Source organism: Streptomyces fragilis (assembly GCF_003112515.1).
GTDB classification, from domain to species: Bacteria; Actinomycetota; Actinomycetes; order Streptomycetales; family Streptomycetaceae; genus Streptomyces; species Streptomyces fragilis.
Genome location: NZ_BEVZ01000004.1, coordinates 1,099,140 through 1,112,844 on the forward strand (window position 1 = coordinate 1,099,140; position 13,705 = coordinate 1,112,844).

A 13,705-nucleotide genomic window follows, 5' to 3' on the forward strand; every position below is an offset into this window, starting at 1 on the left:
CTCGCCACTGCCGCGCCACTGCCGCGCCGCTGCCGCGCCGTCGGGATCCGGTGCGCGGGTCCGGGAACCGGACAAGGGGGGCAAAGCGTTGTGGGAGCAGAGGCGAGGTTCGAGAAGCCGGGAAGGCGCAGCAGCCGCAGAGGGAGACGGGGGATCCGACCATGGCAGCCATCGATGGCGGTACGGGCGCCGGCCCGGGCGCGGCGGTGTCGCGCGGGGAGCGCGTCCGGCTGGCCGGGAAGCTGATGCTGGGCTGGGTCGCCCTGCTGTGGGTGCTGGAGATCGTCGACGCGGCCTCGGGCAACGCCCTCGACCGTTTCGGTGTGGTGCCACGCGACCCCGGCGAGCTGGTGGACGTGGTCCCCTCGGCCTTCGTGCACTTCGGCTTCGCCCACGTCGCCGCCAACACGCTGCCCCTGCTGGTGCTCGGGTTCCTGGCCGCGCTCGGCGGGGTCCGGCGGTTCCTCGCCGTGTGCCTGCTGATCATGGTGGCCGACGGGGTGGGCGTCTGGCTCATATCGCCGGCCGGGGTGAACACGGCGGGGGTCTCCGGGGTGATCTTCGGCCTGTTCGGCTTCCTGCTGGTCTCCGGCTTCGTGGAGCGCCGCCCGCTCGGTGTGGTGGTCGCCGTGCTGATCACCGCGGTGTGGGGCAGCTCGATACTGGCGGGCCTCGCCCCCACCCAGACGGGGGTCAGCTGGCAGGGCCACCTGATAGGCCTGCTCTCCGGTGTCGCGGCCGCCTTCCTCCTGGCCCGCCGCCCCCGCGCCGCCTAACGCTCCCCGCCCGGGCGGACCGGCGGTCGCACCGGCCCTCCGGGGGGTGGGAAACGGACCGCCGGTCAGACCGTCAGGCCGCGGACCACCAGGTCGAGCAGCGCGCAGACGAACAGGGCGATGCCGATGAACCCGTTGACGCTGAAGAACGCCCGGTTGAGGCGGGACAGGTCGTGCGGGCGGACGATGGTGTGCTCGTAGACGAACGCGCCGGCCACGATCAGCAGGCCCACCCAGAAGAAGAGACCCGCCCCGGTGAGGAGGCCGAACCAGGCGAAGAGAGCCGTGGTGACGACGTGGCAGCCGCGCGCGCCCCAGATCGCCGCGGGGATGCCGAAGCGCGCCGGGACGGACTTCACGCCGACCTCACGGTCCGTCTCCACGTCCTGGCAGGCGTAGATCAGGTCGAAGCCGCCGATCCACACGCCGACGGCGACGCCCAGGACGACGGCGTCCCAGGACCACTCGCCGGTGACGGCCAGCCAGCCGCCGAGCGGGCCGATGGCCTGGGCCAGCCCCAGGATGGCCTGCGGGAAGTTCGTGAACCGCTTGCCGTACGGGTAGACCACCATCGGGATCGCCGCGAGCGGCGCCAGGATCAGGCACAGCGGGTTGAGCAGCGCCGCCGTCACCAGGAAGACGGCGAGCGCGACCAGCGCGCCCGTCCACGCCGTCCGCACCGACACCGCGCCGGTGACCAGCTCACGCTGCGCGGTCCGCGGGTTCCGCGCGTCGATCTCCCGGTCGATGATCCGGTTGGCGGCCATCGCGAAGGTGCGCATGGCGACCATGGCGACGGTCACCAGCAGCAGGTCGGCCCAGTGCACGGAGCGGTCCACCGTGAACATCGCGGTGAGCGCCGCGATGTAGGCGAAGGGCAGCGCGAAGACCGAGTGCTCGATCATCACCAGGCGGAGGAAGGCCTTCACCCGGCCCGGCCGGCGTTCGGCGGGAACGGGACCTGTGGCGCCCGTGGCGTCAGCGGCGGCGGTCAATGCCGTACTCCTTCCACCGGCGGTCGACCTTCGCCGCCGTCTGAGGGTCGGGCAGGACCATCTCGGGCCAGCCGCCGTCCCTCGTGTAGCCCTCCTCGGGCCACTTCGCGGTCGCGTCGATGCCCGCCTTGCCGCCCCAGAACTGCTGGTAGGAGGCGTGGTCGAGGTGGTCGACGGGGCCCTCGACGACCGTGAGGTCGCGCGAGTAGTCCGTGTTGCCGAGGGCGCGCCAGGCGACCTCGTGCAGGTCGTGCACGTCGCAGTCGGAGTCGACGACGACGATCAGCTTGGTCAGCGACATCATGTGCGCACCCCAGATGGCGTGCATCACCTTCTGCGCGTGCTTCGGGTACTTCTTGTCGATCGAGACGATCGCGCAGTTGTGGAAGCCGCCCGCCTCGGGGAGGTGGTAGTCCACGATGTCCGGCACGATGATCTTGAGCAGCGGCAGGAAGAACCGCTCGGTGGCCCGCCCCAGCGGACCGTCCTCGGTCGGCGGCCGGCCGACCACGATCGACTGCAGCAGCGGCTTCTTGCGCATGGTGACGCAGTCGATGGTCAGCGCGGGGAACGGCTCCTGCGGCGTGTAGAAGCCGGTGTGGTCGCCGAACGGCCCCTCCGGCAGCATTTCGCCCGGCTCCAGCCAGCCCTCCAGCACCACCTCGGCGTTGGCCGGGACCTGCAGCGGGACGGTCTTGCAGTCGACCATCTCGATCCGCCGGCCCGCGACGAACCCGGCGAACAGGTACTCGTCGATCCCGCCCGGCAGCGGCGCGGTCGCCGCGTAGGTGACCGAGGGCGGGCAGCCGAAGGCGATCGCGACCGGCAGCCGCTCACCGCGGCGGGCGGCGACCTGGTAGTGGTTGCGGCTGTCCTTGTGGATCTGCCAGTGCATGCCGATGGTGCGCCTGTCGTGGCGCTGCAGCCGGTAGAGGCCGAGGTTGCGCACGCCCGTCTCCGGGTCCTTGGTGTGCGTCAGGCCCAGGTTGAAGAACGCGCCGCCGTCCTGCGGCCAGGTGAAGAGCGCGGGGAGCTGGTCGAGGTCCACGTCGTCGCCGGTGAGCACGACCTCCTGCACGGGGCCGTCCTTCACCTTCTTCGGCGGCACGTGCGTCATCGTGCCCAGCTTCCCGAATGCCTCCCGCACGCCCACGAACCCGTGCGGCAGCTCGGGCTTGAGCAGACCGGCGATGGTCTCGCCGATCTCCTCGTAGGACTTCAGGCCGAGCGCCTTGAGGAGGCGCCGGTCGGTGCCGAAGACGTTCATCGCGAGCGGCATCGCGGAGCCGCGCACGTTCTCGAAGAGCAGCGCCGGGCCGCCCGACTTCTGGACCCGGTCGACGATCTCCCCGACCTCCAGATGGGGGTCGACCTCGGCCGTCACCCGCTTCAGGTCTCCGTCGCGCTCCAGGGCCCGCAGGAAGGAGCGAAGATCGTCGTAAGCCATGCCCCCCAGTATCGCCGAGGGCTTCGCGGACCTGGCGTCCGCCCCTCGGACGAAGCACCCGGCCAGCCGCTACCCTGGGTGACGTCACGGGTCGGCTGCCGCCGTCCCGCCGTCGTTCCGCTGGGGGTATGCCCGTCATGCTGAGGATCCTGCCGCTGCTCCTGGTGCTGGCCCTGACCATCTACGCGTTCATCGACTGCCTGAACACCCCGGAGGAAGACGTCCGGGTCCTACCGAAGCCGATCTGGGCGATGCTCATCCTGCTGCTCGGCACGGCGCTGATCGGCCCGGTGGCGTGGCTGGTCGCGGGCAAGGTCCGTCACGGCGGCGGCGCGGAGGAGGGCTCCTTCGGTCCGCGCGGCGGGCAGCGGGGCGGACCGCGCGGGGGGCAGCGCCGGCAGCGGTTCGTGGCGCCGGACGACAACCCCGACTTCCTCAAGTCGCTGGGCGAGGAGACGCGCAGGCGCGGCAAGGACGGCGAGGAGCCCGGGCAGCGCGACCAGCGGGAGGACCCGCGTGACGAGCGCCGCGGCCGGGACGAGGACGCGCCGGAGAGCTGACGCTCCCCCAGGAGCCGCCGGGTGGCGCGTCCGGCGCAGCCGCTAGTCTGCCGCTCCTCACCGTTCGAACAACCTGTCGCGTCCTGGGGGGACTTGGACATGCTCCGGATTCTGCCGTTCCTGTTGGTGCTGGCCCTGTGGATCTACGCCTTCATCGACTGCCTCAACACCCCCGAGGAGAAGGTCCGCGGCCTGCCCAAGGTGGTCTGGGTGCTGATCATCCTCTTCCTCGGCGAGGTGCTGGTCGGCCCGATCGCCTGGCTGGTGGCCGGCAAGGTCCGTGACGGCGCCGCCGCCCACCGCGGCTCCACGCCCTCGGAGTGGCACCGCGACCACCGCCCCTCCGCCCCCGTCGCCCCGGACGACGACCCGGCGTTCCTCGCCCGGCTCGCCGAGGAGAACAAGCGGGACGAGGCCCTCCTGAAGGACTGGGAGGCCGACCTGCGCCGCCGCGAGGAGGAGCTGCGCCGGCAGGAGCAGCAGGACCGCAAGGAGAACTGAGACACCATGTCCCCGGCGCTCGACCTGCGGCTGCTGGCGACCTTCGAGAAGGTCGCCGCCCTGCTCAGCTTCACCCGCGCGGCCGCCGAGCTGGCGTACGCGCAGTCCACGGTGACCGCGCAGGTGCGGGCGCTGGAACAGGACCTGGGCGTCGCCCTCTTCGACCGCCTCGGCAGCCGTATCCGGCTCACCGAGGCCGGGGAGCGGCTGCTGCCGTACGCCCGCCGCCTCCTGGACCTGGCCGCCGAGGCGCGGGCCGCCGCCGTCGAGCCCCACGAGCCCTCCGGGCTGCTCACCGTCGGCACCATCGAGTCGCTGACGTCGTACCGGCTGCCGCCGCTCTTCGAGCTGTTCCACCACCGCTACCCGAAGGTGCGGCTGTCGCTGCGCACCACCATCGGCGACGAGACGCTGGACGCGCTCCGGCGCGGCGTCTACGACCTCGGCTTCCTGATGGAGGCCCGCACCGAGCACGCGGGACTGGAGACGGTGGTCCTGCTGCCGGAGCCGCTGGCCCTGGTGGCGGCGCCCGGTCACCCGCTCGCCGGCCGCCCCCTGACCACCGGCGACCTCTGCGGGGCCACGCTGCTCGCCGTGGAGTCGGGCTGCGCGTTCCGCGACCTCTTCGAGGCCGAGCTCACCGCCGTCGCCGGGGAGCCGGTCGCCTTCCGCGAGTTCGGCACCGTGGAGGCCACCAAACGCGCCGCGGCGACCGGCCTGGGGATCGCCCTGCTCCCCGAGGTCACGGTCGCCGACGCGCTGGCCGCCCAGGCGCTTCAGCGCCTCGACTGGCGGCCGTCGTTCACTCTCCACTCGCAACTGGCGTGGCGGTCCGGGAAGCGGCTGCCTCCCGCGGCGCGTCTGTTCGTGGAGCAGACCCGGCGGCTGCTGCGGGAGCAGCAGGAGCGGCCGCCGGCTTCCTGAGCGTCACCTTGAGGCTCGCGAGGACGATCAGCGGCAGGCCCAGCGCCTGCAGCCACCCCATGAGGTGCCCGTACACCGCCCAGTCGGTGAGCATCGCGACCGCCGGGTAGACGAAGGCCAGCACGGCGATCTTCGCGGTGGGCAGCTTGGCGTAGGCGGCGTACATCAGCACGTACATCACGCCGGTGTGGAAGACGCCGAGCGTCACCAGCCAGCCCCAGGCGCCGGCGCCCGCGCCGCCCATCGCGCCCAGGTCGGCGAACGGCAGCAGCAGCGGGATGCCCACGACGACCTGCACCAGGGCGATCAGGTGCGGCCGCACGCCCCGCACCCGCTTGACCACCAGGGTGGCCAGTCCGTAGAGCACCGCGGCGCCCAGCGCCTGGCCGATGCCGAGCAGGTAGTGGCCGTCGCCGCCGGTCAGGTCCTCCGGCCGGACGCCCGAAACCAGGACCAGACCGGCGAAGGCGAGCGCCACCCAGCCGAGGGTGGCGGCGGTCAGCCGCTCACGGAAGAGCAGGGCGCCGAACACCACGACGAAGAACGGCTGCATGTGGTAGACGACCGACGCCACCGAGATGGAGGTGTTGCCGTACGACTCGAACAGCAGGATCCAGTTGCCGACGATGAACAGTCCCGCCAGCACGGTCAGCGCCAGGCTGCGCCGGGTGAACCCGTGCCCCCGTATCCAGCCGCGGGCGGCGACGTAGGCGCCGAGGGCCAGCGCGCCGAAGACCACCCGGAAGAACACCACGTTGAGCGAGGAGGCCCCCGACTCGACCACGAACACGCCGATCGTCCCGGACAGCACCATGGCGGTGGTGAGCTGGGCGATCCCCTTCGTCTCTGTTGTCATGCCCCGAAGCTACGGCGCGCCCGCCGCCCGGGGCCACGCCGGACCACCCCGTGATGCCGATGGGGCCATCGGCGCAGCCGATGACCCCAGGTCGGCACCACTGCGGTGCCGTCAGCGCAGGCGCGAGGAGGACAGGATCGAGAACAGGTGGGCCGGGACCATCACCCAGGTCACGGCCGCGAGGACCACCAGGGCGATCCGGGTGGCGTCCAGGTTGCCCAGGGCGGCGTCCACCACGGCGGTGGCCAGGAGCACCAGGGACGCCTCGATGCCGTTGGTCAGCCGGTGGATCTTGAACGCGGCGGCCAGCTTGCGCAGCGTGGCGACGCCCTCCGAGCGCGGCCGCGTCGACTCGTCGTCGGCCACCGCCAGTCCGCGGCGGGCGCGGGCCACGTCCACCAGGTCGGTCGAGGCCTTCAGCAGGACCACGCCCATGGCGGTGAACAGGCCGAGCGAGACCCAGCCGTCGAAGGAGCCGCCGTCGCCCCAGCCGGCCGCCCGGAAGCCGGCGCCGGCCAGCAGCGCCGCGTCGGCGAGGTACGCGCCGAGCCGGTCGACGTAGATGCCGGCCGCGCTGTTCTGGCCCTTCCACCGCGCGACCTCGCCGTCGACGCAGTCGAACAGCAGGAACAGCTGGAACAGCACGGCGGCCAGGACCGCGCCGGTGAGCCCGGGAATCAGCAGGGCGGCGCCCGCGGCCACACCGCAGACCACCATCGTCCAGGTCAGCGCGTCCGGGGTGACCGGCGTCCGCACCAGCTGGCGCGTCACCCGCAGGGAGATCGCCCGCATGTACATCCGGCCGGCCCAGTGCTCGCCGTTGCGGCTGGCCAGCTTGGCCTGCGGCTGGCAGACCTCCCGAAGCTCCTCCAGGACCGGGGCAGCAGCCACCATCTCCACGTGTTCCTTCCACCGATGTCGCCGAGTGACGGCCAGGGTAGAGCAGGCCCCGCGAGTGCGAGGAGCCGCCCCCTGCGCGGGGGCGGCTCCTGGGCGCAAGGGCGGGGCCGGTCAGCCGTCGACGCCGGCGTAGGAGTGCTTGCTGCCGGAGACGAAGATGTTGACGCCGTAGTAGTTGAACAGCCAGCAGCCGAAGGCGATCAGCGCCAGGTAGGCGGCCTTGCGGCCCTTCCAGCCGGCGGTGGCCCGGGCGTGCAGGTAGCAGGCGTAGGCGATCCAGGTGATGAACGACCAGGTCTCCTTCGGGTCCCAGCCCCAGTAGCGGCCCCAGGCGTCGCCCGCCCAGATGGCGCCGGCGATGATCGTGAACGTCCACAGCGGGAAGACCGCCGCGTTGATCCGGTAGGCGAACTTGTCCAGCGAGGTGGCCGCGGGCAGCCGCTCCATGACCGAGGTGGCGAAGCGGCCCGGCTTGCCGCCGGTGGCCAGCTTGTTCTCGTAGGAGTCGCGGAACAGGTACAGGACGGTGGAGACCGCCGCCACGTAGAACACCGCGCCGCAGAGGATGGCGGTGGAGACGTGGATGTACAGCCAGTACGAGTGCAGCGCCGGGACCAGCTGGTCGCTCTCGGTGTAGAGCCAGGTCACCGCGACGCCGAGGTCCAGCAGTACCGCGGTGATCAGCGGCAGGCCCATCCAGCGGACGTTGCGGCGGAAGGCCAGCAGCGCCAGGTAGACGCCGACGGCCACCGTGGTGAAGGTGATGTTGAACTCGTACATGTTGCCCCACGGCGCCCGCTGCACGGACAGCGCGCGGGTCAGCACGCCGCCGAAGGACAGCAGGAAGCCGAGGACGGTCAGCGAGACCGCGATCCGGCCGTACAGGTCGCCCTGCTCGTCGCCGCCGTGGGCGCCGGGACCGTCCGGGACCTCGGCGCGGGACGCGCCCGAGGACCGGACGACGACCTCGGGCCGCTCCAGCACGGCGGTGCCGCCGGCCTTCTTCACCGTCACCGCCGGGGCGGACGCGGCCTTCTTCTCCGCCCCCTCGCCGGCCGTGAGCGCGGCGGCCGTGCGGGCCACCTTGCTGCGGCTGCCGAAGGTCCACTCGGCGATGTAGGCGAAGAAGGCCAGGGTGTAGACGGCCATCGCGGAGTAGATCAGCACGTTGCTGATCTGCGCGAGACTCTCGTTGGTCGTGGCGGCGAGCGTCGTCACTTGTCAGCCCCTTCAGGGGAAGGTACGGGGGAATCTGCGGGGCCGGACCCGGGGTCCGGTTCGTCGTCGGGCGCGGTGGGCGCCCGGTCGTGGACGAGCCCGACCAGCTCGCCCAGTTCCTGCGGCAGCCGTGCGGACTCGCTGCGGCCGAGGCCCGCCATCTCGACCACGGTCACCCCGTCCTCAGCGGCCGTGGCGCGCACCCAGACGCGGCGGCGCTGGATGAACAGGGAGCCTGAGAGGCCGGCGATGGCGACGACCGCCCCGCCGAGCGCCCAGCCGCCCGCGGGCTGCCGCACGATCTGGAAGTTCGCCCACTCCTTGATCTCCTTCTCGAAGGTGATCGAGCCGGCGCCGCCGGGCAGCTCCATGGTCTCGCCGGGCAGCAGCATCTTGCGGAGGATGTCGCCGTTCTCGTCCTTGAACTGCTTCAGCTTCCGGTCGTCCAGCTGGTAGACGTTCTGCGGGATGCCCGAGTCCACGCCCAGGCTGCCGTGGAAGCCGGCGACCGCGAGGACCGGGAAGTCGAGCGCCGGGAACTGCGAGAACATCGTCCCGCTGCCCTTGCCGGCGAAGGTCGGCACGAAGACCGTGGAGAAACCGAGCTGCTCCTCCTTGCCCTTCGGGTCGCGGTAGCCGTCCAGCACCTTCACCGCGCCCTGCGAGGTGATGTTCTGGTCGATCGGCAGCATCGGGACCGGCTGGGAGAAGACCACCTTCCCCTCGCCGTCGCGGACCGTGACCACCGGCGCGTAGCCGTGGCTGGTCAGGTAGACCTTGGAACCGCCGACCTCGAGCGGCTTGTTGACCTCGACGACCTTCTTCTTCTCCGGCCCGTCGACGCCCTCGCGGTAGGTGAGGGCCGCCTCGTAGGTGCGCGGCGTGCCGCGGTTGGGGCCGGAGGTGGCGTAGGTGGCGCGGAAGTCCTCCAGGTCGAAGCTGAACGGCTCCAGGTCGTCGTAGGAGAAGAGGCTGCCGGCCCGGAAGTCGTCGTACTGGACGGGCGTGTTGGCGAAGCCATCGCCCTCGACGATCAGCTTGTTGCCCTCGGACTTGAACAGCTCGCCCCAGCCGAAGGCGATCAGCATCACGATCAGCGCCAGGTGGAAGGCGAGGTTGCCCAGCTCCCGCAGGTAGCCCTTCTCCGCGGCCACCGCGTCGCCCACCGCGTGGGCGCGGAAGCGGCGGCCCGTGAGGACGCCGAGCGCGGCCCCGCGCACCTCCTCGGGGCTCTTCGCGGTGCGCCAGGTCGTGTACGCGGGCATCCGGTCCAGCCGGCGCGGCGCACCCGGCGGACGTCCCCGCAGCTGGCCGACGAACTGCCAGGTCCGCGGCACGATGCAGCCGATCAGGGAGACGAACAGCAGGATGTAGATCGCGGAGAACCACACCGAGCCGTACACGTCGAACATGCCCAGCGCGTCGTAGAGCGGCGTCAGCGTGGTGTGCGCCTCGCGGAACTCCTCGACCTTGATCGGGTCGACGCGGTTCTGCGGGACGAGCGAACCGGGGACGGCGGCCAGCGACAACAGCAGGAGCAGCAGCAGCGCCGTCCGCATGGAGGTCAGCTGCCGCCAGAACCAGCGCACCCAGCCCGTGACCTCACGGCCCGTCCAGGTGATCCAGCCCCACGCGCCCGGGGCGCGGCGGCCGCCGAAGGAGCCGGGCACGGCGGTCGACTCGAGAGGCGCGGTGGACAGCCGGGTCCCGGCCTCGGTCTCCCCGGACCCGGTGTCGCCGGTGTCGGCGGTCCCGGTGTCGCCGGTCGTCTCGGTGGTGGTCTCGCTCATGGATCAGATCCCCGGTGTGAAGCCAGTGGTCCAGGTCTGCATCTGCTGCACGAGCAGGTCCCAGACCCCGGTGAGCAGGAGCACACCGGTCACGATCATCATCGTGCCGCCGATCCGCAGCACCCAGACATAGTGCCGCTTGACCCAGCCGAAGGCGCCCAGCGCCTTGCGGAAGGCGATCGCGGCCAGCACGAAGGGGATGCCGAGACCGGCGCAGTACGCGACGGTCAGGATCGCCCCGCGTCCGGCGCTCGCCTGGTCGCTGGAGAGCGCCAGCACGGACGTCAGCGTGGGGCCGATGCAGGGCGTCCAGCCGATGCCGAACAGCGCCCCGAGCAGCGGCGCGCCCGCGAGGCCCGCGGTGGGCCTGCGGTGGAAGCGGAACTCCCGCTGGGTCAGCCAGGGCATCAGCCCCATGAAGAAGACGCCCAGCGCGATCATCAGCACGCCGAGCACCTTGGACAGCACGCCGCTGTACTCCTGCAGCGTCTGTCCGAAGTAGCCGAACAGCGCTCCCGTGGAGACGAAGACGACGGTGAAGCCCAGCACGAACAGCGAGGCCCCGGCCGCCATCCGGCCGCGCCGCGCCTCCGCCAGATCGGTGCCGGTGACCCCGGTGACGTAGGAGAGGTAACCGGGCACCAGCGGGAGCACGCACGGCGAGAAGAACGAGACGAGACCGCCGAGCACCGCGATGGGCAGGGCCAGCAGCAGGGCCCCGCTCATCACGGTGCCGGTCACGTCCACGGCGAGGAGCGTCACGTCACTTCTCCGCCAGCACCGGGTCGAGCATCTCGCGCAACTTCTCCTCGCTCAGCGGCTGCATCGCCCGCGCCGCGATCTTCCCGTCCCGGTCGATGACCAGGGTGGTGGGGATCGCCTGCGGGTTGAGCGTGCCCTTCTCGAAGCGGAGCAGCAGCCGGCCCGTCGGGTCGTACAGGCTGGGGTACTCGATGCCCTCCTCCTTCTCGAAGGCGAGGGCGGGCTGGGTGGAGGTGTCGCGGGTGTTGATGCCGACGAACCGGACGCCCTGGTCCTTGGTCTCGTCGGCGACCTTCACGAAGTTCTTGGCCTCGGCACGGCACGGTGCGCACCAGGAGCCCCAGACGTTGAGGACGACGACGTCGCCCTTGTAGTCGCCGGTGTCCAGCTGCCCGCCGTCCAGCGTCTCGCCCTGCAGGCGGGGGGCGGCGCGGCGCTCGCCCTTGGCGACGGTGGCGATGCCGTTGGTGCTGGTGACGAAGTTGGTGCCGCCACCACCGGCGGCGGAGGCACCGCCGTCACCGTCCGAGCCGCACGCCGACAGCAGCAGAGCGGCGACGGCGGCGGCGGCCGCGCCGACCTGGGCGCGGCGGCGGCGGTGCGCTCGAGGCTTGTGGCCAGTCATGTGAAAAGTTTCGCATGCCCGTTCCGGGGATCTTGGGGACCCCCCTGCGGCCCGCGAACCCCCACGTCGGCGGGGGTGCGCGGGCCTGCCGCGGCGGCTAGGCGCCGAACGCCTTCTGTCCGCCCTTGACCGGCTTGGCGCCGGCCAGCAGGTGGGCCGGCACCAGGTCCCGGGCCGGCTCGGTGTAGCCGACGGCGACGATCCGGTCGCCCTCGTAGGTGAAGGAGGTCAGCGAGGCCAGGGTGCACTCCCGGCGCCGCGGGTCGTGCCACAGCCGGCGGCCCTCGATCGCGGACCGCACGATCCAGATCGGGAGCTGGTGGCTGACCAGCACCGCCTCGTGACCCCGGGCCGCGGCCGCGGCGGCGTCCAGTGCCGCCCGCATCCGCGCGACCTGCGCCTGGTACGGCTCGCCCCAGGACGGCTTGAACGGGTTGACCAGGTGCTTCCAGTTGCCGGGCCGCTTCAGCGCGCCGTCGCCGACGCCGAAGGTCTTGCCCTGGAAGACGTTCTCCGCCTCGATCAGCCGCTCGTCGGTGTCCAGCTCCAGGCCGTGCGCCTTGGCGATCGGCGTCGCCGTCTCCTGCGCCCGCTCCAGCGGGGAGGCGCACACGTAGGTGACGTCCCTCGGCGCGAGGTGCTCGGCGACCCGGTCCGCCATCTTCCGGCCCAGCTCGGACAGGTGGTAGCCGGGCAGCCTCCCGTAGAGGAGCCCGGTCGGGTTCTCCACCTCGCCGTGGCGCATCAGGTGGACGACGGTGACGTCCTTCTCCCCGCTCACGCCCTTCTCCCCGCTCATGCCGTCGCCTCCGCGGCGGCGCGGGCGGCGGCGGGCAGCGCGTCGGCGATCCGCTCCAGGGCCCTCTCGTCGTGCGCCGTCGACAGGAACCAGCTCTCGAACGCCGACGGCGGCAGGTAGACGCCGCTCGCCAGCATGGAGTGGAAGAACGCCGTGTAGCGGAACGACTCCGCGGCCTTGGCGTCCTCGTAGTCGTGCACCGGGCGGTCGGTGAAGAACACCGAGAACATGTTGGACGCCTTCTGCACGGTGTGCGCGACGCCCTCCTTGTTCAGCGCGTCGCCGATCAGCGCCTGGATCCGGGTCGAGGAGTCGGCCAGCTTCTCGTAGGCGGCGTCGTCGAGCAGCCGCAGCTGGGCCAGGCCCGCGGCGGTGGCGACCGGGTTCCCGGACAGGGTGCCCGCCTGGTAGACCGGGCCGGCCGGGGCGAGGTGCGCCATCACGTCGGCGCGGCCGCCGAACGCCGCGGCGGGGAAGCCGCCGCCCATCACCTTGCCGAAGGTCATCAGGTCCGGGACCACGCCGTCGACGCCGAACCAGCCGGCCTTCGACGTGCGGAAACCGGTCATCACCTCGTCGGAGACGTACAGCGCGCCGTTCTCGGCGCACAGGTCCTTGAGGCCCTGGTTGAAGCCGGGCAGCGGCGGGACGACGCCCATGTTGCCGGGCGACGCCTCGGTGATCACGCAGGCGATCTCACCGGGGTGCGCGGCGAAGGCGGCGCGGACCGCGTCGAGGTCGTTGTAGGGCAGCACGATGGTGTCGCCGGCCTGGGCGCCCGTGACGCCCGGGGTGTCGGGCAGCGCGAAGGTGGCGACGCCGGAGCCCGCGGCGGCCAGCAGCGAGTCGACGTGGCCGTGGTAGCAGCCGGCGAACTTCACGACCTTGGCGCGGCGGGTGAAGCCGCGGGCCAGGCGGATCGCGGACATGGTGGCCTCGGTGCCGCTGGAGACCAGGCGGACCTGCTCCAGCGGGGCGACCCGCGCCACCATCTCCTCGGCGAGCGCGACCTCGCCCTCGCCGGGGGTGCCGAAGGAGGTGCCGCGGCTCACGGCGTCCTGGACGGCCGCGATCACCTCGGGCCGGCCGTGACCCAGGATCATCGGGCCCCAGGAGCAGACCAGGTCCACGTACTCGCGGCCGTCGGCGTCGGTCAGGTAGGGGCCGCTGCCGGAGACCATGAAACGGGGCGTGCCGCCCACGGCGCGGAAGGCGCGCACCGGCGAGTTCACCCCGCCCGGCGTGACGGCGGCCGCTCGGTCGAACAGCGCCTGCGAGGCAGGGGCTTCGTAGGGGTAGGACGGAACGGTCATGCCTGCGGCTTCTCCGGATCTCCGACTGCGGTTACGGGGGACTCCCACAGGGTAGGCCAGGGGTCGTGGCCCGACCCCGTGGCACGGGGGTGGGCAGGTGGCCGGCCCTTCGGGTGCACCGGCCCTGGTCCGGAGATAACGGAGCGTGTTCTGCGCCCATCTGCGAGACTGTGACGAGAACCCCGTGCGCGTTCCTCCTTCCGGGTCTTCTCCTGTGTACGTTTCGTGGGGCGGACGTG

General features: G+C 72.0%; 13 protein-coding genes and 1 pseudogene. 4 read left to right on the forward strand and 10 right to left on the reverse strand.

The window, feature by feature from the left end; translation table 11 throughout:
* Positions 1-161 precede the first annotated feature (161 nt).
* Positions 162-776, forward strand: coding sequence for a rhomboid family intramembrane serine protease (locus tag Sfr03f_RS18145; protein WP_108954904.1), 615 nt, complete (start codon positions 162-164; stop codon positions 774-776).
* 65 nt (positions 777-841) lie between these two features.
* On the opposite strand, the gene mqnP is transcribed toward Sfr03f_RS18145, so the two are convergent.
* Together mqnP and Sfr03f_RS18155 are read right to left on the reverse strand one after the other, a co-directional pair.
* Positions 842-1,771, reverse strand: coding sequence for a menaquinone biosynthesis prenyltransferase MqnP (gene mqnP / locus Sfr03f_RS18150; protein ID WP_108954905.1), 930 nt, complete (start codon positions 1,769-1,771; stop codon positions 842-844).
* Positions 1,755-3,218: a menaquinone biosynthesis decarboxylase gene (locus Sfr03f_RS18155; protein WP_108954906.1), complete on the reverse strand. Its 1,464-nt coding sequence runs from the start codon at positions 3,216-3,218 to the stop codon at positions 1,755-1,757. The genes mqnP and Sfr03f_RS18155 overlap by 17 nt, the downstream gene beginning before the upstream one ends.
* A gap of 128 nt (positions 3,219-3,346) precedes the next feature.
* On the opposite strand from Sfr03f_RS18155, the gene Sfr03f_RS18160 reads away from it, so the two are divergent.
* The 3 genes and pseudogenes from Sfr03f_RS18160 to Sfr03f_RS18170 all read left to right on the forward strand — a co-directional run.
* Positions 3,347-3,778, forward strand: coding sequence for a PLD nuclease N-terminal domain-containing protein (locus Sfr03f_RS18160; protein WP_372514393.1), 432 nt, complete (start codon positions 3,347-3,349; stop codon positions 3,776-3,778).
* A 99-nt stretch (positions 3,779-3,877) separates the two neighbouring features.
* Entirely contained in the window at positions 3,878-4,279 is a 402-nt protein-coding gene (locus Sfr03f_RS18165; RefSeq protein ID WP_108954907.1) for a PLD nuclease N-terminal domain-containing protein, read from the forward strand.
* Positions 4,280-4,285: 6 nt separating this feature from the next.
* Positions 4,286-5,107: pseudogene (locus Sfr03f_RS18170) on the forward strand (LysR family transcriptional regulator); the annotation flags it as partial.
* On the opposite strand, the gene Sfr03f_RS18175 reads toward Sfr03f_RS18170, so the two are convergent.
* The 8 genes from Sfr03f_RS18175 to hemL all read right to left on the reverse strand — a co-directional run bounded on the left by Sfr03f_RS18175 (position 5,082) and on the right by hemL (position 13,466).
* On the reverse strand, positions 5,082-6,059 hold the full coding sequence (locus Sfr03f_RS18175; RefSeq protein ID WP_108954908.1) for a DMT family transporter: 978 nt from the start codon (positions 6,057-6,059) through the stop codon (positions 5,082-5,084). The pseudogene Sfr03f_RS18170 and the gene Sfr03f_RS18175 overlap by 26 nt on opposite strands.
* Before the next feature lie 111 nt (positions 6,060-6,170).
* Positions 6,171-6,953, reverse strand: a complete 783-nt coding sequence (locus Sfr03f_RS18180) for a CDP-alcohol phosphatidyltransferase family protein (RefSeq protein WP_290429517.1) — start codon at positions 6,951-6,953, stop codon at positions 6,171-6,173.
* A gap of 117 nt (positions 6,954-7,070) precedes the next feature.
* On the reverse strand, positions 7,071-8,177 hold the full coding sequence (gene ccsB, locus Sfr03f_RS18185) for a c-type cytochrome biogenesis protein CcsB (protein WP_170145102.1): 1,107 nt from the start codon (positions 8,175-8,177) through the stop codon (positions 7,071-7,073).
* Positions 8,174-9,967 (reverse strand): cytochrome c biogenesis protein ResB, encoded by a 1,794-nt coding sequence (gene resB / locus Sfr03f_RS18190; RefSeq protein WP_108954909.1) that lies wholly within the window; start codon positions 9,965-9,967, stop codon positions 8,174-8,176. The genes ccsB and resB overlap by 4 nt, the downstream gene beginning before the upstream one ends.
* Before the next feature lie 3 nt (positions 9,968-9,970).
* Positions 9,971-10,693 carry a cytochrome c biogenesis CcdA family protein gene (locus tag Sfr03f_RS18195; RefSeq protein ID WP_108955074.1) on the reverse strand — a complete coding sequence of 241 codons (723 nt, stop codon included), beginning with the start codon at positions 10,691-10,693 and terminating at the stop codon, positions 9,971-9,973.
* Positions 10,694-10,730: 37 nt separating this feature from the next.
* A complete protein-coding gene (locus tag Sfr03f_RS18200; RefSeq protein WP_108954910.1) occupies positions 10,731-11,354 on the reverse strand; it encodes a TlpA family protein disulfide reductase in 624 nt (207 codons plus the stop codon).
* A 97-nt stretch (positions 11,355-11,451) separates the two neighbouring features.
* Positions 11,452-12,153, reverse strand: coding sequence for a histidine phosphatase family protein (locus Sfr03f_RS18205; RefSeq protein WP_108954911.1), 702 nt, complete (start codon positions 12,151-12,153; stop codon positions 11,452-11,454).
* Positions 12,150-13,466, reverse strand: a complete 1,317-nt coding sequence (gene hemL / locus Sfr03f_RS18210; RefSeq protein ID WP_108954912.1) for a glutamate-1-semialdehyde 2,1-aminomutase — start codon at positions 13,464-13,466, stop codon at positions 12,150-12,152. Before hemL ends, Sfr03f_RS18205 begins: the two co-directional genes overlap by 4 nt.
* Positions 13,467-13,705 lie beyond the last annotated feature (239 nt).

Bases quoted from the DNA above. Each gene is read 5' to 3' on its own strand.
- resB (WP_108954909.1), bottom strand. From the start codon at position 9,967: ATGAGCGAGACCACCACCGAGACGACCGGCGACACCGGGACCGCCGAC.
- Sfr03f_RS18160 (WP_372514393.1), top strand. From the start codon at position 3,347: ATGCCCGTCATGCTGAGGATCCTGCCGCTGCTCCTGGTGCTGGCCCTG.
- Sfr03f_RS18200 (WP_108954910.1), bottom strand. From the start codon at position 11,354: ATGACTGGCCACAAGCCTCGAGCGCACCGCCGCCGCCGCGCCCAGGTC.
- Sfr03f_RS18205 (WP_108954911.1), bottom strand. From the start codon at position 12,153: ATGAGCGGGGAGAAGGGCGTGAGCGGGGAGAAGGACGTCACCGTCGTC.
- Sfr03f_RS18180 (WP_290429517.1), bottom strand. From the start codon at position 6,953: ATGGTGGCTGCTGCCCCGGTCCTGGAGGAGCTTCGGGAGGTCTGCCAG.
- Sfr03f_RS18175 (WP_108954908.1), bottom strand. From the start codon at position 6,059: ATGACAACAGAGACGAAGGGGATCGCCCAGCTCACCACCGCCATGGTG.
- Sfr03f_RS18195 (WP_108955074.1), bottom strand. From the start codon at position 10,693: ATGAGCGGGGCCCTGCTGCTGGCCCTGCCCATCGCGGTGCTCGGCGGT.
- Sfr03f_RS18165 (WP_108954907.1), top strand. From the start codon at position 3,878: ATGCTCCGGATTCTGCCGTTCCTGTTGGTGCTGGCCCTGTGGATCTAC.
- Sfr03f_RS18155 (WP_108954906.1), bottom strand. From the start codon at position 3,218: ATGGCTTACGACGATCTTCGCTCCTTCCTGCGGGCCCTGGAGCGCGAC.
- Sfr03f_RS18145 (WP_108954904.1), top strand. From the start codon at position 162: ATGGCAGCCATCGATGGCGGTACGGGCGCCGGCCCGGGCGCGGCGGTG.
- hemL (WP_108954912.1), bottom strand. From the start codon at position 13,466: ATGACCGTTCCGTCCTACCCCTACGAAGCCCCTGCCTCGCAGGCGCTG.